This is a genomic window from Actinoplanes sp. NPDC049668, from assembly GCF_044465445.1.
Taxonomy (GTDB): domain Bacteria; phylum Actinomycetota; class Actinomycetes; order Mycobacteriales; family Micromonosporaceae; genus Actinoplanes.
Map to the genome: position 1 here is coordinate 262427 of NZ_JBITLR010000006.1, position 18039 is coordinate 280465.

At 71.3% G+C, this 18039-nt stretch carries 16 protein-coding genes, 1 tRNA gene and 1 pseudogene; 14 read left to right on the forward strand and 4 right to left on the reverse strand.

Translation table 11 applies throughout. From position 1 onward, the window contains the following. Window positions 1-3: 3 nt before the first annotated feature. Window positions 4-1209 (reverse strand): amino acid deaminase/aldolase, encoded by a 1206-nt coding sequence (locus ACIBSW_RS25820; RefSeq protein WP_354718152.1) that lies wholly within the window; start codon window positions 1207-1209, stop codon window positions 4-6. A gap of 242 nt (window positions 1210-1451) precedes the next feature. Between ACIBSW_RS25820 and tmk the strand changes: the two are divergent. From tmk to ACIBSW_RS25845, 5 genes and pseudogenes are all read left to right on the forward strand, one after another. Next, window positions 1452-3506: pseudogene (gene tmk / locus ACIBSW_RS25825) on the forward strand (dTMP kinase); the annotation flags it as partial. A gap of 382 nt (window positions 3507-3888) precedes the next feature. Further along, window positions 3889-5082, forward strand: a complete 1194-nt coding sequence (locus ACIBSW_RS25830; protein ID WP_354718148.1) for a DNA polymerase III subunit delta' — start codon at window positions 3889-3891, stop codon at window positions 5080-5082. A gap of 100 nt (window positions 5083-5182) precedes the next feature. Next, window positions 5183-5509 carry a YbaB/EbfC family nucleoid-associated protein gene (locus tag ACIBSW_RS25835; protein WP_354718146.1) on the forward strand — a complete coding sequence of 109 codons (327 nt, stop codon included), beginning with the start codon at window positions 5183-5185 and terminating at the stop codon, window positions 5507-5509. A 1-nt stretch (window position 5510) separates the two neighbouring features. Continuing rightward, complete coding sequence (locus ACIBSW_RS25840) at window positions 5511-5807, forward strand: hypothetical protein (protein ID WP_354718144.1); 297 nt, start codon at window positions 5511-5513, stop codon at window positions 5805-5807. Continuing rightward, the gene (locus tag ACIBSW_RS25845; protein ID WP_354718142.1) at window positions 5807-6412 is read left to right on the forward strand and encodes a hypothetical protein; all 606 of its coding nucleotides are present in this window, start codon (window positions 5807-5809) and stop codon (window positions 6410-6412) included. Before ACIBSW_RS25840 ends, ACIBSW_RS25845 begins: the two co-directional genes overlap by 1 nt. 226 nt (window positions 6413-6638) lie before the next feature. Here the strand turns inward: ACIBSW_RS25845 and ACIBSW_RS25850 are convergent, their stop codons facing one another. Continuing rightward, window positions 6639-8051: a hypothetical protein gene (locus ACIBSW_RS25850; RefSeq protein WP_354718140.1), complete on the reverse strand. Its 1413-nt coding sequence runs from the start codon at window positions 8049-8051 to the stop codon at window positions 6639-6641. A gap of 261 nt (window positions 8052-8312) precedes the next feature. Between ACIBSW_RS25850 and ACIBSW_RS25855 the strand changes: the two genes are divergently transcribed. Next, a complete protein-coding gene (locus ACIBSW_RS25855) occupies window positions 8313-9149 on the forward strand; it encodes a regulatory iron-sulfur-containing complex subunit RicT (RefSeq protein ID WP_354718138.1) in 837 nt (278 codons plus the stop codon). Between the two features lie 219 nt (window positions 9150-9368). Here ACIBSW_RS25855 and ACIBSW_RS25860 read toward each other — a convergent pair whose 3' ends face one another. Then, window positions 9369-11075, reverse strand: a complete 1707-nt coding sequence (locus ACIBSW_RS25860) for a metallophosphoesterase (RefSeq protein WP_404799478.1) — start codon at window positions 11073-11075, stop codon at window positions 9369-9371. 177 nt (window positions 11076-11252) lie between these two features. Here ACIBSW_RS25860 and ACIBSW_RS25865 point away from each other — a divergent pair. The 8 genes from ACIBSW_RS25865 to ACIBSW_RS25900 all read left to right on the forward strand — a co-directional run bounded on the left by ACIBSW_RS25865 (window position 11253) and on the right by ACIBSW_RS25900 (window position 16872). Then, window positions 11253-11329 (forward strand) — tRNA-Thr (locus ACIBSW_RS25865). 339 nt (window positions 11330-11668) lie between these two features. Then, complete coding sequence (locus tag ACIBSW_RS25870; RefSeq protein WP_354718188.1) at window positions 11669-12202, forward strand: DUF3592 domain-containing protein; 534 nt, start codon at window positions 11669-11671, stop codon at window positions 12200-12202. A gap of 156 nt (window positions 12203-12358) precedes the next feature. After that, entirely contained in the window at window positions 12359-12970 is a 612-nt protein-coding gene (locus ACIBSW_RS25875) for a hypothetical protein (protein ID WP_354718135.1), read from the forward strand. A gap of 565 nt (window positions 12971-13535) precedes the next feature. After that, window positions 13536-13973: a DUF6232 family protein gene (locus ACIBSW_RS25880; RefSeq protein WP_354718133.1), complete on the forward strand. Its 438-nt coding sequence runs from the start codon at window positions 13536-13538 to the stop codon at window positions 13971-13973. Window positions 13974-14675: 702 nt separating this feature from the next. Next, a complete protein-coding gene (locus ACIBSW_RS25885; RefSeq protein ID WP_354718131.1) occupies window positions 14676-15533 on the forward strand; it encodes a helix-turn-helix transcriptional regulator in 858 nt (285 codons plus the stop codon). A 70-nt stretch (window positions 15534-15603) separates the two neighbouring features. After that, window positions 15604-15807, forward strand: a complete 204-nt coding sequence (locus ACIBSW_RS25890) for a DUF397 domain-containing protein (protein ID WP_354718129.1) — start codon at window positions 15604-15606, stop codon at window positions 15805-15807. Between the two features lie 229 nt (window positions 15808-16036). Further along, a complete protein-coding gene (locus ACIBSW_RS25895; RefSeq protein WP_354718127.1) occupies window positions 16037-16237 on the forward strand; it encodes a DUF397 domain-containing protein in 201 nt (66 codons plus the stop codon). A 65-nt stretch (window positions 16238-16302) separates the two neighbouring features. Further along, window positions 16303-16872: a DUF6226 family protein gene (locus tag ACIBSW_RS25900; protein WP_354718125.1), complete on the forward strand. Its 570-nt coding sequence runs from the start codon at window positions 16303-16305 to the stop codon at window positions 16870-16872. Between the two features lie 13 nt (window positions 16873-16885). Here ACIBSW_RS25900 and ACIBSW_RS25905 read toward each other — a convergent pair whose 3' ends face one another. Further along, window positions 16886-18028, reverse strand: a complete 1143-nt coding sequence (locus ACIBSW_RS25905; RefSeq protein ID WP_354718123.1) for a geranylgeranyl reductase family protein — start codon at window positions 18026-18028, stop codon at window positions 16886-16888. Between the last annotated feature and the right edge of the window lie 11 nt (window positions 18029-18039).

The following is an 18039-nucleotide window of genomic DNA, read 5'->3' on the forward strand; positions in this document are numbered from 1 at the left end:
GCCCTAACCGAGGAACGCATGTCCCTCTCCCCGGTACGTCGGGGCCGGCGCGGCCGTGTCGCCGTCGATGAGGTGCACCTCGTTGACGTGCTCACACAGCTCGCCGGCCTTGGCGTGGCGGAACCACACCCGGTCCCCGGGCCGCAGCGCGTCGGCCGCGGCGCCGAGCAGCGGCGTCTGCACCTCGCCGGCGCCCTCGTCGCCGCGCAGGCGCAGGCCCTCGGGTAGCCACGGCATCGGCTGCCGCGACGGTCCGGTCGGCCCGGAGGCGATCCAGCCGCCGCCGAGCACCGTCGCGATCCGCGGCGCGGGCCGCCGGACCACCGAGAGTGCGAAGAACGCCGACGGTGTGGGCTGCCAGTTACGGTACGTGTCGAAAAGCGTGGGACCGAAGAGCCCGGAGCCGGCGGCGACCTCGGTGACCGACGGGTCCGCGGCGGTGGCCGCCATGCTGCCGGTGCCGCCGCCGTTCACGAACTCGAGCTCGGCGTGCTCGCGGACGGCCCGCACCGCGGCCATCCGGCGCTTGAGCAGCTCGGGCAGGGAGCGGCGCTGCATCATCCGGATGCCGCGGGCCAGCACGGCCTGCCCGCGCGGTTTGTCGCCGAGGCCGGCGATCTGCGCCTCGTAGGCCATCATCCCGACGAGCTTGAAGCCCGGCCGCTTGACCACCTTGGCGGCGAGCGCACCGGCCTGCGCCGCGGAGTGGACGGGTGAGCGCCGGACCCCGATGTGCAGCGGGCCGGCCGGCTTCCAGGAGGCGTCCAGCTCCAGGCAGACGCGAATATCGGGACGCCCGCCCGGCGCCACGACGGCATCCACCACGTCCAGGTGGGCGGGGTCGTCGACCATGATGGCGATCGCGGCGGCCAGTCGCGGATCTGCGGCCAGTTCCGCGATCGCGGTCCGATCGACACTGGGGTACGCGACCAGCACGTCATCGGTGACGCCGCTGCGCACCAGCCAGATCGCCTCCGGCAGGGTGTAGGCCATCACGCCGGACCAGCCGGGGCGGGCGAGCACGCGCTCGAGCAGGGCGCGGACCCGTACCGACTTGCTGGCGACCCGGATCGGCTTGCCGGCCGAACGCACCGAAAGCGCGGCGGCGTTCGCGTCGAAGGCGGCCAGGTCGACCACGGCGAGCGGCGTTTCCAGCCGACTGGTCGCGCGCTCGAGGCGTTCGTGCAGGGTGCTGCGTTCGACGATCACGCCAGCAACCTAACCGTTGGCGAGCGTATGCGAAACACCTTCATTTTCGCGCCACCCGGATGAGCGCAGCCACGGTGAGCTGCTGCCGCCCGTTAGAGTGCTTCGAGCAGTGACCACGGGGAGGTACGGCCATCGACACCGAAACGAGTACGGCGCGCACGGAAACGGGTCCCGTGGACCTGTCCGGCGCGGCCGCGCTGCGTTCCGTCCTGCGGATCCGTCCGTTCCGGCGGCTCTGGCTCGTGCTCAGCGTGGCATCGTTCGGCGACTGGATCGGCACGCTCGCCACCGCGCTGTTCGCCTCTCAGCAGGTGACCGGCAGCGTGGCGCAGGGCAGCGCGTTCAGCAGCACGATCGCGATCCGCCTGCTGCCCGCCCTGCTGCTCGGCCCGATCGCCGGCGTGTTCGCCGACCGGTTCGACCGGCGGTACACCATGGTCATCTGCGACATTCTGCGCTTTTTCGTCTACGGCTCGATTCCGGTCGTCGCGCTGATCAGCGACTCCGGCGGGCTGGTCGTCACGTGGGCGGTCATCGCCACCTTCATCGGCGAGACCATCACCCTGATGTGGATCCCGGCCAAGGAGGCCGCGGTACCCAACCTGATCCCCGCGGCCCGCCTCGAGGTCTCCAACCAGCTCACCCTGATCACCACGTACGGCATCACGCCGATCCTCGCCGCGCTCGCCCTGGCCGCGCTGGACGGCGTCGTCCGCGGGCCGATCGGCGGCCTGCCCGACTGGGCCGAGCCGGTGCAGATCGCGCTCTGGATCAACGCGTTCTCCCGGGCCGCCACCGCGGCGGTGGTCTTCTTCGGCATCAAGGAGATCAGCGCGGGTCACCGCGAACGGCGCGAGCGTGCCGCCGAGACCAGCATGTTCCGGCAGTTCGTCGAGGGCTGGAAGTACATCGGCGGCACCCCGTTCGTGCGGGGCCTGGTGCTCGGCATCTTCGGCGCGTTCGCCGGCGCCGGCATCGTCATCGGCACCGCCCGCTTCTTCACCGCCTCGCTCGGCGCCGGTGACGCCGCCTTCTTCCTGCTCTTCGCGACGCTCTTCATCGGCCTCGCGGCGGGCATCGGGCTGGGCCCGATGGTCGTCAAGGAGCTGTCCCGGCGCCGCTGGTTCGGCATGAGCATCGTGCTCGCCAGCGGCGCGGTCGGCTTCCTGTCCGTCGCGTTCCACCTGTCCATGGCGCTCTTCGGCGCGCTCTTCGTCGGCGCCGGCGCCGGCATGGCGTTCCTGGCCGGCGTCACCCTGCTCGGCGGCCAGGTCAACGACGAGGTGCGCGGCCGGGTCTTCTCCGTGGTGCAGATCGGCGCCCGGCTGGTCCTGCTGCTGGCCATCTCGCTCGCCGGCCTCCTGGTCGGCCTCGGCAGCTCGCGCACGATCTCGGCGGGCAGTGTCTCCGTCGACATCTCGTCGACCCGCATCCTGCTGCTGGTCGCCGGCGTCATCGGCGTCTGGACCGGCATCAGCGCGTTCCGGCAGATGGACGACAAGCGCGGCGTGCCGATCCTGGCCGACCTGTGGAGCTCGATCCGGGGCCGCCCGCTCTCCGCGGCCGAGGAGTTCACCCGGCAGGGCATCTTCGTCGTCTTCGAGGGCGGCGAGGGCGCCGGCAAGTCCACGCAGGTGAACCGGCTCTCGGAGGCGCTGCTGTCGGCGGGCCACGACGTGGTCGTCACCCGCGAACCGGGCGCGACCGACGTCGGCTCCCGCATCCGCAGCCTGGTGCTCTCCAACGGCGATGGCGCGGACGCGCCGTCACCGCGCGCCGAGGCGCTGCTCTACGCCGCCGACCGCGCACACCACGTGGCCACCGTCGTGCGCCCGGCGCTGGGGCGCGGCGCGGTCGTGGTCAGCGACCGGTACGTGGACTCGTCGCTGGCGTACCAGGGTGCGGGCCGGACGCTGCCGGTCCAGGAGATCTCCTGGCTGTCCTCCTGGGCGACCGGCGGTCTCAAGCCCGACCTGGTCGTACTGCTCGACGTCGACCCGACGGTGGGCCTTGGCCGGGTCGACACCCGTGGCCTGGGCCCGGACCGGCTGGAGAGCGAGTCCCGCTCCTTCCACGAGCGGGTGCGGTACGCGTTCCTCGACCTGGCGTCGGCGGACCCGAAGCGCTACCTGGTGCTGGACGCGGCGCGGCCGGCGGACGAGATCGCCGGGGTGGTGGCGGCGCGGATCAACGGGCTGCTCAGCTCGGGGGACGACAGTCACCCGGCGCCGGCGTCGACGGCGGTTCCGCCGGGGCCGGACCTGAACGCGCCGGACCTGATGGATACCGCGGTGATCGCGCCGAACGCGGATCCCGCCGAGACCATGGTGATCGGCAAGGACACCCCGGGTAACCCCGACGAGACGATGGTGGTCCGGCCCGGCGCCGGGCCGGACGAGACGATGATCGTGCGTCCCGCCGCCGCTGCCGGGCCGGACGAGACGGTAGTGATGCGTCCGGCCTCCGGGTCGCCGCTGCCGGACGAGACGATGGTGATCCTGTCGGGCGCCGCGCCGGACGAGACGATGATCGTGCCGCTCGGTGCCCGCGACGACGACATCTCCCCGGCCGCCGCTTCCCCAGCCGCCGCCTCGCCGGCCGCCGCCGATGACGATTCGGAGGGTGACGACGAGCCGCCGCGGGTGGGCACGCGGCCGTGAGCGAGCGAGAATCGACGCCATGAGTGTGTTCGCGGACCTGGTCGGGCAGGACGAGGCCGTCGAGACGATGCGCCGGGCCGCGGCCGCCGCCGCCCGGATCGTCGCCGGTGACACCGCCGCGGCGACCGGCGCCATGACCCACGCCTGGATCTTCACCGGCCCGCCGGGCTCCGGCCGCTCCGTCGCCGCCCGCGCCCTGGCCGCTGCGCTGGAGTGCGAGCGCGAGGGCACTGGCTGCGGCGAGTGCCACGGCTGCCACACCGTGCTCGGCGGCACCCACGCCGACGTGCGCTTCGTGGTCCCGGAGGGCCTCTCCATCGGCGTGAACGAGATGCGGGCGCTCGTGCTGCGCGCCGGCACCGCCCCCTCGGGCGGGCGGTGGCAGGCGGTGGTGATCGAGGACGCCGACCGGCTCACCGAGGCGGCCGGAAACGCGCTGCTCAAGGCCATCGAGGAGCCGCCGCCGCGTACCGTGTTCCTGCTCTGCACCCCGTCGACGCACCCGGATGACATCTCGGTGACCATCCGGTCGCGCTGCCGGGTCGTGGCGCTGCGGCAGCCGCCCGCCGAGGCCGTCGCCGAGGTTCTCGTACGTCGCGACGGCATCGCGCCCGACGTCGCCGCCTGGGCCGCGGCCGCCGCGCAGGGCCACGTCGGCCGCGCCAAGCGGCTCGCGAACGACCCGGAGGCGCGCGGGCGCCGCGAGGCGGTGCTGGCCGTACCGCGCCGGCTGACCGGCGTCGGCGCGTGCTTCGACGCCGCGTCCGCGCTCATCGAGGCCGCGGAGGCGGAGGCGGCCACGGCGTTCACGGAGAGCAACACCGCGGAACGCACGGCGCTGGAGCAGGCCCTGGGCGCCGGCGGCACGGGCCGGGGCGCGGCCGGCGCGATGCGCGGCGCGGCCGGGCAGCTCAAGGAGCTGGAGAAGCGGCAGAAGTCCCGGGCGACCCGCTCGCAGCGCGACGCCCTGGACCGCGCCCTGGTCGACCTGGCCGGCTTCTACCGCGACGTGCTGGTGACCAACCTGCGCGCCCCGGTGGCGGTCGTGCACACCGACACCGCGGGGGCGTCCTCGGCCGCGGCCGGCAAGTGGACGGCGGAGAGCACCCTGCGCCGGCTGGAGGCGGTACTGGCCTGCCGCGACGCCATCGAGCTGAACGTGAAGCCGAGGATCGCCGTCGAGGCGATGATGCTCAACCTCTGGCGCGGGTAATCCACAGGGGACGAACAAGGGCTGCGCGGGGGTCACCCGACCGGGTACGGTTCGGTGTCGCACCGCGACCGCGGCGACACGCCCGGTAAGGAGCCTGCGGATGCCCCGCGAGATCGACGAGGCATGGATCGACGAGGCGATCGAACGCTACCGCCGCCTCGACGCGCTGCGGGGCGAGTTCGAGAAGGCGGTCGCCGCGCACGTGGTCTCGGTGCACTCGCCGGACGACTCGATCGAGGTCCAGGTGACCGCGGCCGGCGAGATCACCGGCGTGCACATCCGTGGCAGCCTGCAGCACCGCAGCGCGGCCGAGCTGTCCCGGGAGGTTCAGGCGGTGGTGACGACCGCGAACGAGGCGGCCCGCTGGGCGCGGCAGAAGCTGCACGACGAGGTCTTCGGTGAGTTCCGATCGCTGGGGGAGCGCTGACATGGAGCGGCTCGCCGAGCGCCTGGAATCCGTCGCCGCCGCGCTGAGCACCGTGGACCGTTCCCTGCCCGCGCACGGCTCGTCGCCGGGCGCGTTCGGCGCCGGCGACGAGGGCGCCCCCGGCCGCCTGGGCCTGCGGCTGCACGAGCGCTGGACGGCCGTGCTGGCCGCCCGGTCCCGCGAGGCCGCCGACGCGGCCGCCCGGCTGACGACCCTGGCGGCCGACGTCCGCGCGGTCGCCGTCAGCTACGCGGACACCGATGACGAGGCCGCGCGCCGCATCCGGCGGGAGGCCTGATGGACCGGCTGGATCGCGTCCTGGCCGCGGCGGCGCCGCTGCTGCGCCGGATCGACGACCTCCTCGCCGCCGGCGGTGCCCCCGCGGACCATCGCGTCTGGGCGGAGCTGCGCCGGGTGCGTCTGCTGCCTGGCGACGCGGCCCGCGGCGTGGCCGCGCTGAGCCCTCGGGAGCTGCTCGACGCGGCCCCTGAGCTGCGCGGGAACGCCCGCGCCTACGGGGCGCTCGCGGCCGCGCTGCCCGGGCCGGGCGAGTGGACCGGCGCGGCCGCGGAGGCCTACGACGCCGTCCGGCGGCGCACCGCCGCGCACCTGAGCGGCGGCGGGGAGAGCCTGAGCGCTCGGCTGGAGGCCTCGGCCGACCTCGCGGACGGGCTCGCCGCCTGGATGGTGGACGCGCGCGACGCGGTGGCGGACGCGCTGGCCCAGGCGCTGAGCTCGGCAGAGGCGGTGGCTCTCGCGGGAGGCGGGCCCGGCCCGCCCTCACCCCGTGAGCTCGACGCGGCGGCCGAGATCGGCGCGCTGGTGCTGCGGGCGGTGGCTGACGGCTGCCTTGCCGGTGCGGCCCTGTTGCCAAACTCGGCCGAACTGGCCGAGACCCACTGACCTATGCAGACGGCGACGGCGCCGCACTCGAAGTCCGGTTCGAGAGCGGCGCCGCGACCTCCTGCACCCCCCGCAGGCTTACGTCACACTCAACGCCTCCGACCGGCCTTTGTCGCCGGGGTGGGCCGGGATTCGGCCGCTCGGTCGAAGTAGGACGGTACCTGCGGGGTAGCCGGATCGAGCCTTAGGTCGGCACCTTTCGGCTCGACGGCCATATCGAAGTCGGTCAGCGTCGTGAACGACCCCGCATGCCGAACACCAGGGCTCCGGTGCCGGCGATCAGCAGCGCCAGCCCGGTCAACGCGATCACGTCGACCCGGGGGCCGGTGATCGGCAGGCCGCCGCCGATGCCGTCGACCGTGCCGCGCGGGTCACCCGGCCCGCCCGATCCACCCGGTCCGTCCGGTCCGCCGGGGCCGCCCTGACCGGGGCCGCCCGGCTCGGGAGAGACCGCGGCCGCCTCGAGCCGCCCCATCTCGAAGTCCAGGACGACGCCGCCCTTGCCCTGCCCGTACGCCGAGCGGTCCTTGCCCTTGGTGATCACGATGCGGATCGCGGTCGCCTTCGCGGCGACGGCGTGTCCGGAGGTGGCCTGGCGGACGTCGCCCAGCGAGACCCTGACCCGGGTGCCGGGCGCGGTGGCCGGCGCGGACTCGGCGGGCGGATCGCTGATCACCGGCAGGCCGGGCAGGCTCGACACGCCCGGCACCGGGATCGGCGCGGCGGACGTGAGCTTGCCGATGTCCGGCAGCCCGCTGAGCAGCCCCGGCTTCTTCGTCTTGCCCTTCGGCTTGCGCTCGACAGCGCCGCTCGCACTGCCCGAACGCTGGCTCACGACGTCGCCGCCGTCGTCGGTGTCGCCCTCCCGGCCCCGGCGGTCGTCGCCCTCGTCCAGCACGACGTCGACGTTGTCGCCGGCCGTGTCCAGCCGCGCGGTCTCGAAGCCCTCGCCGGAGACCTCCAGCACCGCCGGCAGGTAGCGGACCTCCCCGCCGCCGCCGGTCGACATCGCGGCCAGCAGCGAGGGCGCCTTGAGCACCTTGATCCGCACGGCGCCCCCGAGCACCTCGGCGCTGCCGCCGGTGATCGTGGCCGAGGCCACCGTCCGCGCGGCCGACCCGCGCCGCTCGACCGCCGTCGTGCTCCGGCTCGACATGCTCCCGGGTACGCGGACCAGCGCGTCGTCGCCGTCCTCGAGCAACCCGGCGCGGTTCAGCTGGGCCTGCGCCCGGGTCGCCTCGCCGGCGGTGGCCCCGCAGGCCATGCCGGCCTCCCACCGGGCGTGCGCGGTCAGCTCGCCGCGGCCGAGGCTGAACGGGCCGACGTCGGTGGCGCCGACGGCGCGCCGGTTGGGCTCCCGATGGCTCGGCGGCGCAGTCTGCTGCAGGATCTCCGACAGGTTCCGGCGGTTCGCCGATCCGCCGTTGAGCATCCGGCTCAGCGCCGCCGCATTGACGTTCGACTGGGCCACCAGGGCGGACTTGCCCTCGCCGATCCCGATGTCGGTGATCGGCTTGCCGGGCTTGCCGGCGGGGCCGAGGTCGAGTTTCCCGATCCGCAGGAGCTCGGCGCCGGACTGGGCGGCGTACCGTTGGGCCTGCTCGCACGGCGCCGGCGCGGCGGCAACTGGCAGCGGCACGAACAGCGCCCCCACCAGCCCGAACGCGGCGGCGGTTGTGCGTCTTCTGGTCGTCTGTGAAGCGGCCCGGGCGGGCTCGGCCGGTGTCACAAGATCAACCCGTGCTGGCACGGCGGGCATCATGAAGGTTCCTCCCCCAAGGATTGCCGCAAAGAGCGACGTCTACGGGATGGCCCAACGAGAGTCGATGCTGCGGGTTGCGCGGATCTATGCAGTTCTGCGCCACTTCGCACCACGGGTCCGTCGCCGTAGGGTGTGTTCATGGGCATGCTGTGCGCGGTCAGCTTCAACAGGTACGGCCGCCTCTACTACCTCGACCCGGGCGAGTTCTCGCCCAAGGTCGGCGACCGTGTGCTGGTCCCGACCGACGACGGCCCCGAGGTGGCGGAGTGCGTCTGGGCTGCGCAGTGGGTCAGCGAGGACACCGAGGGATTCCCCAAGGTCGTCGGCCTGGCCGCGGACGACGACCTGCGCCGCGACGAGATGCTGCGCAAGCGCAAGGCCGAGGCCAAGGTCGCGGCCAAGAAGCTGATCAAGGCGCACGAGCTCCCGATGAAGGTCGTGGCCGTCGACCACGTCCTGGAACAGGGCGGCGCCGGCGGCGCGCGAACGACGATCTACTTCACGGCGCCGCACCGGGTCGACTTCCGCTCCCTGGTCCGGGACCTGGGCGCGACGCTGCGCTGCCGGGTGGAGCTGCGCCAGCTGTCGGCCCGCGACTCGGCCCGGGTGCAGGGCGGAATCGGCTCCTGCGGCCGGGACCTGTGCTGCGCGACGTTCCTGACGGACTTCGAGCCGGTGACGATCCGCATGGCGAAGGACCAGGACCTGCCCCTGAACCCGCTACGCATCTCGGGCGCGTGCGGCCGCCTCATGTGCTGCCTCAAGTACGAACATCCGCTGTACCAGAAGTTCCAGGCCGCGGCGCCGTCGGTAGGCAGCCGCGTCTCGACCCCGGACGGCGACGGCCGGGTGGTGGCGCACAGCGTTCCGAAGGATGCCGTGGTGGTCCGGATGGACGCCGACGGCTCCCGCTGCTCGTGCAGCCGGGCATCGGTCTGCGCACCCCGCCAGGCCCACGAGGAGCGCTACACCTGACCCGCACCGTTCGACGGCGCAACCTAGCTTGCCGGCCGCCCGCCCGCTCGGGGCCGCTCACGGCGGACGCGAAGACTGCACCACGAGGGTGACTGATCAGCGAGTCCGACCACCGCGGCCCCGCCTGCCCCGACACCTGCGCTTCCTGCCGAGCACCGGCTCGTGACAACCGGCGCGCGTCGGCATGCCCGAGATCAAGATTGACAACGCGCCCGAAAGCTAGTGGGCGGTGCCTTGCCCGGGGCCGGCGACGCCGGGTCGGGGCGCTGGGTTGCCGACCGCGATGGGCGGCTCGATCAGGTGGGGGGTCAGTGGCTCCTGCGGGCGCAGCCACGAGGCGTCCGGTGCGGCGTTCGGGTCCGCGACCCACTGGCGGCAGATCTTGTCGACGCCGATCGCGTGCACGGTCAGGGTGCCGTCCGCGGCGATGTGCATCCGGAGGAAGCTCTTGGCGTCCTCGATGCCCTGCCCCGCGAACAGCTCGTTGACGTTCACGTCGAAGCGGCTCGCGACCAGCAGGTAGAGCGACAGCAGCGTGGTGGCCAGGTAGGCGATCACCGGCCCGTACAGCACCGCCGCGACCACCGGTGGTCCCGGCCATGCCCAGTCGTGGAACGGCAACCGCAGCCAGACCCAGGTGCCGCAGGCCGCGAGCACGAGCTGCGCGAACCCGTGCAGCAGCCCGATGATCCAGTGCCGGGAATGCGCCGCGGCGTTGGCCTTCGGGGGCTGGGCGAACAGCACCGTGCCGGCCAGGACCAGGAACATCATGATCACGAGCGGGATGCTGAACAGCCGCTGCAGCGTCCCCGCCTGGCCGGCCGCGCCGGCCATCGCGAGCATCGTCAGCGTCTGGATGATGCCGAGCATCGTCGCGAAGCCCGGGTTGCGCTTCGGTACCCGGGCGAACACGCCCCAGCTCAACCGCCGGGACTCCTCGGCACCCGGGAAGCGGGAGGCCAGCGAATATCTCCGGCTCCGGCTCGCGTTGCGGGTCAATGTCTCCCGGGGCGGCACGGTGAGGGTCTCCGGCAGGTTGTGGGTGGCGGCGAGATATGCCCCGCCGCCACCGCACGTGATCAGCTCGCGGTCCTCGCCCGTGTAGCGCGCGTAGTGGTGCATGTCGCCGGAGAGCAGCACCCGCACGTGCGCCCCGGTCGGCGCGAGGATCGTCCGGATGAAGTAGTCGATCGCGTCGTACGCCTCGGGCTTCTTCGCGGCCTTGACCCAGGTCGGCGACGGCGTCATCAGGATGATCCGGTCCTCGGGGCCGAGATCGCGGGCCGCGTCCTCGAAGTAGACCAGCTGCGGATCGTCGATGTAGGCACCGAACTGCTCGTCGATCGCGAACAACCACCAGTTGGCGGGCAGCTCCACCGCGAAGTAGGACCGGCTCTGCTGGGTGCGCCATCCACCGATATGCCCGTCCTTGCGGCGCGCGAAGAGGCGGAGGAATGCGGTCAGACCGTCGTACCAGTCGTGGTTGCCGGGTAGCGCGAAGAGCGTGGGTCGCGGCCCCTGGGTCGGCGGTTCCGGCAGGGCCGCGCGGTAGGGACCCTTGGTGCGGTTCTCGTAGCCGTCGCCGTTGGCGAGCGGATAGACCTGATCGCCGCCCATCAGCAGCAGCTGACCGCGCGGCAGCACCCGGCCGTCGATCTCGAGCCGCGGCTGCGCCAGCAGGTACGCGACCGAGTAGGTGGCGTGGAAGCCGTCGCCCAGGTCGGCGACGTAGTCGAACCACAGCTCACCGTCGATGCCGGGGTGCGCGAAGGAGTCGGCGGAGAGCGCGTTCTGCAGCTCGCGCTTGTCGAGGTAGGCGCCGAAGAGGATCGCCATCAGGGTGCGGAGACCGGTGCTGAGCAGCAGCAACGGGGCCAGCCACCCCACGGGTCGCTGCGGCGTGAAGCCGAGCTGCTGCGGATCCATGCTCACCGGTCGCTGCGCACGGGAGGGCTCAGCCTCCGCCGGCCGCCCGGGAGGGTGTTGGTCGTTCACGACAGGGAGACTAGTCCGGGGGTATGACGCCGGGTGTCCGGTTGTGACGCGCGATCGCCGGACCCGTTCGGGCGCACGCCCGCCGATGCCGTACACTCAGTGACCGTTGCCGCCTTAGCTCAGTCGGCTAGAGCGACGCACTCGTAATGCGTAGGTCGACGGTTCGATTCCGTCAGGCGGCTCCACAAGAAGCCCAGGTCATAGGCCTGGGCTTCTTCTTTGTTGCGGTCGACGACGGAGGCCGGAGAGCCCACCGTCCGCACCTGGTCCGCCTGCCGCGCAGCGAACGCCTCGTCCAGGCGTGAGGCCACCGCGAGCGCTACCACGTCGAGCTGCCCGAAGACTTCCTGCGTGGAGTCGGCCTTCGGATGCCGGGCCTGTCGCCCGCAGGAACTCGGCGCGCTGATCGCGGCCGAGGAGCAAGTCCTGACCGGCTGGAGGTCGGGCGGTGGGCTTCGCACTCGCTGGCCCGGCCTCGGTCGCCGGCCGTGGTTGCGTGGGCGCGCCAGGATTGCCGCGTGATCATGCCGTGGCGCTCGTCAGGCTGGGTGACTCTCGGGTGCGCATTGCTGGTTGTGGCCGGCAGCGCGCTGCTGTGGCTGCCGTTTCATACCCAGCTCGCGCTCGACGACTGGGCGGCCGAACTGAGGGCCACCGGCGTCCCGGCGCGGGCGCTTGTGCACGACCGGGTGCGGAAGGAAGGCGGCAATCGGGCAAGCCCGTCGACCACAATGTATTTCCGGTACGAGTTGGCCGGCCGGGCGTACGAGCGGGAGGTCGGCTGCGTCGAGGTGTGCCGGCCTGTCGGCGACGAGGTGTCGATCTGGGTGAACCCGGCCGACCCGGGTGACTTCGTCACGGACTTCGACCAGCTCAGTGGGCACCGTGGCCGCACGCAGGGCGGGCTGGGTGTCGCCGGGTTCGTCCTGCTGGTCTTGGCGGTTCCTCCGTTGCTGTCCCGCATCCCGTCCGCTCGGCGGCGCCGCTCTGCCGCCCGGGTCGATCGCGGTGGCGCGTTCACGAGCCGCTCGAAACACAAGCGGAACGGCCGACGATGAGGGGCCCGGCCTAACACAGCGACGGCATTCATTTTGTAACCTTCATGCCGAAATGCAAGGGTAATTGGGCACCGGATGCGTACGCTGCGCACGCGATAACGAACGGCTAGTGACGTTCGGTCGCCTGGATCCACTATCGGCAGAGAGACACATTCAATGCAGCTGTACGCGCGGCGCCTGATGGGCGTGCTGGCGGTGGCCGGGGCACTCCTCACCACCGTGGCGGGCCCGGCCCGGGCCGAGGACATCCACCGGGGCGACCCGGTCTCGGCGGGCTTCCCGGACATCGAGGTACCCGTTGGCGGCACGGCCATCGATCCACTGGGGCCGGTCCTCTGGTCCACCGGCCCCACGAAGCTGACCGAGGCGAAGGTCAGCTACGACCTGAGCGGGGTCTCCGGGGTTCGGCTCGTCCCGAACGAGGCCAGCGGCGGCGAATGCGTCAGAAAGTCGCCGACCCGGGTCGTCTGCACCGATCCGCGAGAGCTCTCGTTCGAGGGCGAGTCGATCGAGCAGTACCTGTCCGTGCTGGTGAAGGCCGACGCGACCGCCAAGGTCGGCGACACCGGGAAGGTGGCCATCACGTTCTCCGCCAAGGGGCTGGAACCGATCGCCGGCACCAGCGAGGTCCGGGTCATTCGCGGCTCCGGGCTGCCGGTCACCGGCCCTGTGGCCGGATTGATCGGCGGGATCGGCCTGCTGCTGGTCGGCGCCGGCGTGGGGGGCGTGCTGGCCGCGCGTCGCCGTCGCGCCCGCTTCATCGCGTAGCGCCTGGTCCGGCCGGGACGGTGGCCGGGTCCGGGACCTCCCGACTCCTGACGGACGAAGACCGCGGCAACTGTCACCTCCGCCGCCGGGCCGGGGATCAGCTCCTGGTTCGTCGGCGCCACCGAGCCGCCGCCGGCTTCGGCCAGATGGCGGCGTGTTGGGTCGCCGGTTCACCGAGTCGGCGCTGGCGGCTTGGACCGGCGTGCGCCTACTTCGCGGCTGGCGTGTGCCTGGTTTGGCTGGCACTGGCCAGGCCATGACGCGGCCCGATCTCCGGTCCGGAACGGGTGCCTAGTAGATCCCCGAGTCGCCCGCGGCCACGTCGGCAGAAGGTGCTTGTTCGCAATCTGCAAGGTAGCACCTTGGGGGGTAGCGACAAGCCTGGTGGACATGCTGAACTGTCATCAGGCAGAACGGGCAGGTCCCGAGGAAGGCAACGGCACCCGGCGGCAACCGGGTGCCGCACTGTCTCCGGGGTTTCCGTCCTGACGGGCGAGGCAGGGAATTCTCTCAGGGCCGACGCGACCCCTTTCCCTCTCGCGGGAGTTCCGGAAGGGATATCGCAGTGCGCATCTATTACCGAGGCCCGGACGCATTTCTCACCGATGAGCAATTCACCTGGAACGGTCCGGTGCGCGCCGACTTCAACATCCGCGGTCTTCGCGAGGTCGGCCGGGTCCGCCGTGATGCCACGGGGCTCGGCATCCGCACGGTGCTCGTCGTCGGCGCGATACTGGCGTTCGCGACGGCCTGGCTGATGGTCACGCCCTCCGCCGCCTACTCGGTGATCCCGGTCGCGCTCGCCGCCGCGGTGACCACAGTGGTCCTCGGCGGGCGGCGGAAGGTCTCGCGGTGGGAGGTTCAGGCCACCTATCGCGGATCGCGGGTGACGATCTACGCCACCGCTGACGAGCGGGTCTTCAACCAGGTCACCCGGGCGCTCAGTCGCGCCATTCGGGATGCGCGGTCGCCGGCGGCGCCGCATCGGCTGACCGCTTCGTGATTCATGCGGCGCGATGAAACCCCGCGCCGCATGCCGCCGGACGCAGTCAGCTTGTTCGCAATCTGCGACATGGCATGTTGAGCAGTAGCGGGCAGACTAGTGGCCATGCTGTACTTCGAAACGAGCACCGTGGTCGGAGTTCGAGGGGGAAACCAGACGGCACCCGGCGGCAACCGGGTGCCGTTACTGCCTCCCGGGGGTCCGGACGGGAGTGCGAGGCGGGAATTCTCTCGAGTCGCCGGCCGCGGCCCTTCCTTCCTCGCAGAGGAGCACGGAAGGAGCCCTCAGATGCGAACCCACTGCCGGATGCGCGACTCCCTTGATGCCGACGGTCAGCTTCGCCTGGGGCACTGCCGCGACCCGGATCGGCGCCGAGTTCAGCCGAGGGCGGCCGACTAGGCCGAACCCTCGTGGGGGTCTTTTACCAGGTCAACCGGGGTCGAGGTGGCCTAATCGCCGTACCGCTCGCGGCCGGCCGAAGATCACCGGAAGTCTCGGCCGGATTACACGTTTCTTTTCGGTGAACTTCCACGCGGTGATTCTCGTTCTGATAGGACAGTGGGTAAGCTAACGCGCGATCTCGCTCTGTGCCTTGTGGCAGCCAGCGAGGTAGCGGGTTGACCACTCATCTCTACCGGCTTCGACGATGAAGGACTCATGGCTGAGGGTGACTCGCCTACCGTTGCGCGTAGACGTGTGCGGATGGTGCTTCGCGACGCCCGGGAGTCGGCGGGGCTGACTCAGCTCGAGGTCGCCGAGCAGATGGAGTGGAGCCTCAGCAAGGTCATCCGGATCGAGAACGGCGATGTCACCATCGCCCCGAACGATCTTCGGCCGCTGTTGAGTTTTCTGGGCGTCAAGGACCGCACGATCGTCGCCGACATGCTGGCCACCGCGAAGATTGCCCGGACCCGGCAGACCCAGCGCCATGTCTGGTATCAAACGCCCGAATTCCGCGAGCACCTCACCCCCGATACTCGCCGGCTGATCGAATACGAGGCCGAGGCCTCCTCGATCCACAGTTATTCGGTATTCCACATTCCCGGGCCGCTGCAGATTCCTTCGTATTCCGAGGCGCTGATGAACATGTGGCGCGACGAGATGTCGGAGGAGCAGCGCAGGGTCCGTCTCGATGGTCGCCAGCGTCGGCATGACGGGATCCTGGGCCGCATAGGTTCCCTGCGAATGACGGCATTGTTGGACGAGTCGGTGTTCATGAGGGCCGTCGGTGGGCCACAGATCTTCGCGGATCAACTGCAGGAAATCCTCCGCCTGGAGGAACGAAAGCTTGTTTCGATCAGGATGTTTCCCTTCTCCGCCGATGCCGCGCTCTCGTACAACGCCGGCTTCGACATCCTCTTCATTGGCGCTGACAATGACCTGTCCAACGCGGTGATGTATCGCGAGTCAGGAGTCTCCGATGAGATCGTCGAGGATCACGCGATCACGGAGCGTCACTACCGGCGCTATCAAAAGCTCTGGGAAGCGGCATGCAGTGAGGTTGAGACCGTGCAGTTCGTGAATAAGCGAATTCGCGAACTCACCGGACAAAAGATCTAGTAACCAATTCCCGGGGGAAGGGGTTATACAATCCGATGTAGTTCATCCAATTGGAAGGCGCAAAACGACAGTGGATACCACCGAGCAGAATTCGTCTCCCTGGCGTCGCAGCAGCTACTGCGGCACCAACGCCTGTGTCGAGGTCGCGACGGTTTCCGGACAGATCATGGTCCGGGACTCGAAGAACCCCGACGTGCCCCCTTTTGTGTTCTCCAACGAGGAGTGGGCAGCGTTCGTGCTCGGCGTCCAGGCGGGCGAATTCAGCGGGAACTGACGTCGCTGACCTACATGTAGGGCGGGAGATCCCGGTCCCGCATGTAGGTCAGCACCGCCCGTTCCTCGCGTATCCGGTCGCGGGCCTCTGCATGGCCAGGCGAATTCCGATTTATGGTGATTAATCACCGCATAAGCGAGTGTCAACCGAGTTTCACTCACGTTTCCTCCTGTGACGGGCGCGGCAAATCCCTTACCGTTGGTTCGGGAACCGTCACGGAGGAGTCGGTATGACAAAGCGGACGGAAGACGCGGGTTGGCGCAAAAGTAGTCGCTGCGGCAACACCACCTGTGTCGAGGTCGCCAAGGTGGGAGATCATTACTTGATCCGCGACAGCAAGAATCCCGACGGGAATTCGTTGCAGTTCACCGAGGACGAATGGCTTGCCTTCGAGGCGGGAGTCAGGGCTGGAGAGTTTCGGTTCGAGTGAGCCGTTTCGGTCGCTGATCTTCGCTCTTGCGAGCGGTGCCGCGGGCCGAGCGGCATAATTCGCTGGTGGGCCAAGCGAGGCCGCGGCCGAACCGCTACACCACCCGGGTCACCGACCCTGGGCGCTATCACGTAGTGCAGGAGGCCGCCGAGGCCCTGCTGGACGAGTTGACCGAGGGTTATGTCGTCGGTCGGCGGGAGGGCAAGGAGCCGGTCGGCACCGAGGCCGATGCCGAGATCGCGCGCACGATTCGGCTGATCCCGCGCAGTCCGGCCGCCGGGCCGCTCTCGATCGCCCTCACCGAGTTCCCCGGCGTCGTGTTGCGGCTCGGGCGGTGGTTCTACGAACCGCTGCCGGAGTGCGGCTGCGACGACTGCGACGAGGATCCCGAAGAGCTGGTGACCGCCCTGCGCCGCCTGGTGGCCGCGCACGTCGAGGGCGGTCTCTGGGAGCGCGTGCGCCGGGGCCTGTCCAGGTCGTGGCTCGAGACGAGGCTGATCGGGCCGGGCCTGAAGGTCAGCCGGCGCGCCCCGATCGATTCCGCCGAGGCTCGGGCCGCCCGCCGGGAGGGCTTCGCCGCGCCGGTTCGATGGGAGCCCTGGCCCCGCCGCGGGCCGAGGACGCACCCGCTCTGAGCGAGAGGCGCGGCTATCGGGTGCGGCCGCCGAGCACTCTGATCGCGGCGCGTACCGCGGGACGCCGTAGGACCTCTGCCATCGACAGTTCGCCGCTGCAGAAGGACTCGAAGGCGCGCCACCCGATCGGCGTCGCCATGGCGGCGTGCACGAGCGACCGGCGCCGGGCGAAGACCTGGACCAGCCGCCGTCCGGCGACCATCTCGGGCACCAACTCCCGGTTGATCGACTGATCGTATTCGGCCAGGTCCGCCGGCGTCTGTGCGCGAGCCGCGATTCGGCCGGCCAGGGTCCCCGAGCGCAGGGCGTAGCTGATGCCCTCCCGGGTCCACGGCTCCAGCAGCCCGGCGGCGTCGCCGACGACCAGCACCCGGCCCTTGCGCAGCGGCGCGTCCTCGCGGCGGCAGCGCGTCAGGTGCCCGGAGTCGCGGAGCACCCGGCGGTCCGCGAGGCCCAGCCGGGCGACGAAGTCCGACAGGTACCGCCGCGTCTCGGCGCCCCGGCCCTTCGCCACGATCACGCCGACCGTGAGCTCGTCGTCCTTGGGGAAGACCCAGCCGTACGAGCCGGGCAGCGGGCCCCAGTCGAGCAGCACCCGGCCGCGATAGGCGGCCCGGTCGGCCCCGGTGGCGGCCAGCTCGACCTCGAGGCCGAGATCCTGCTGTTCGAACGTGACGCCGACGTGCCGCGAGCTGATCGCGGCCGAACCGTCGGCGCCGATGACGGTCCGCGCGGTGATCGTGCCGGCGTCGGCGAGGGTGACGGTGGCCGCGTCGGGTGCCTGGGCGACCGCGCGGACCTGGGCGTTCTGCCGCACGTGCGCGCCGGCGGCGACGGCCGCCTTGTACCAGGCGAAGTCGAAGTCGTCGCGCCGCACCAGCGTCAGCAGCGGGCGCCGAGCCGAGCGCCGGGTGAAGCCGCGGCGCCCGCGATCCGTGAAGGTGACCGCCGAGACGACGTCCCGGGCGGGCACCGTGATCAGGGGGTCGGCGATCGCGAGGGACGCGCCGAGGAGGCCGCCGCCGCAGGTCTTGTAGCGCGGGTGCTCCGCGCGCTCCAGCACGATCGTCCGCGCGCCCGCCGAGGCCGCCGCGTGGGCCGCCGACAGGCCTGCCGGACCGGCGCCGATCACGGCGACGTCCCAATCCGCTACCACGACGGGAGTCT

Bases quoted from the DNA above. Each gene is read 5' to 3' on its own strand.
- ACIBSW_RS25830 (WP_354718148.1), top strand. From the start codon at position 3,889: ATGAGTGTGTTCGCGGACCTGGTCGGGCAGGACGAGGCCGTCGAGACG.
- ACIBSW_RS25835 (WP_354718146.1), top strand. From the start codon at position 5,183: ATGCCCCGCGAGATCGACGAGGCATGGATCGACGAGGCGATCGAACGC.
- ACIBSW_RS25840 (WP_354718144.1), top strand. From the start codon at position 5,511: ATGGAGCGGCTCGCCGAGCGCCTGGAATCCGTCGCCGCCGCGCTGAGC.
- ACIBSW_RS25845 (WP_354718142.1), top strand. From the start codon at position 5,807: ATGGACCGGCTGGATCGCGTCCTGGCCGCGGCGGCGCCGCTGCTGCGC.
- ACIBSW_RS25855 (WP_354718138.1), top strand. From the start codon at position 8,313: ATGGGCATGCTGTGCGCGGTCAGCTTCAACAGGTACGGCCGCCTCTAC.
- ACIBSW_RS25860 (WP_404799478.1), bottom strand. From the start codon at position 11,075: ATGGATCCGCAGCAGCTCGGCTTCACGCCGCAGCGACCCGTGGGGTGG.
- ACIBSW_RS25870 (WP_354718188.1), top strand. From the start codon at position 11,669: ATGCCGTGGCGCTCGTCAGGCTGGGTGACTCTCGGGTGCGCATTGCTG.
- ACIBSW_RS25875 (WP_354718135.1), top strand. From the start codon at position 12,359: ATGCAGCTGTACGCGCGGCGCCTGATGGGCGTGCTGGCGGTGGCCGGG.
- ACIBSW_RS25885 (WP_354718131.1), top strand. From the start codon at position 14,676: ATGGTGCTTCGCGACGCCCGGGAGTCGGCGGGGCTGACTCAGCTCGAG.
- ACIBSW_RS25895 (WP_354718127.1), top strand. From the start codon at position 16,037: ATGACAAAGCGGACGGAAGACGCGGGTTGGCGCAAAAGTAGTCGCTGC.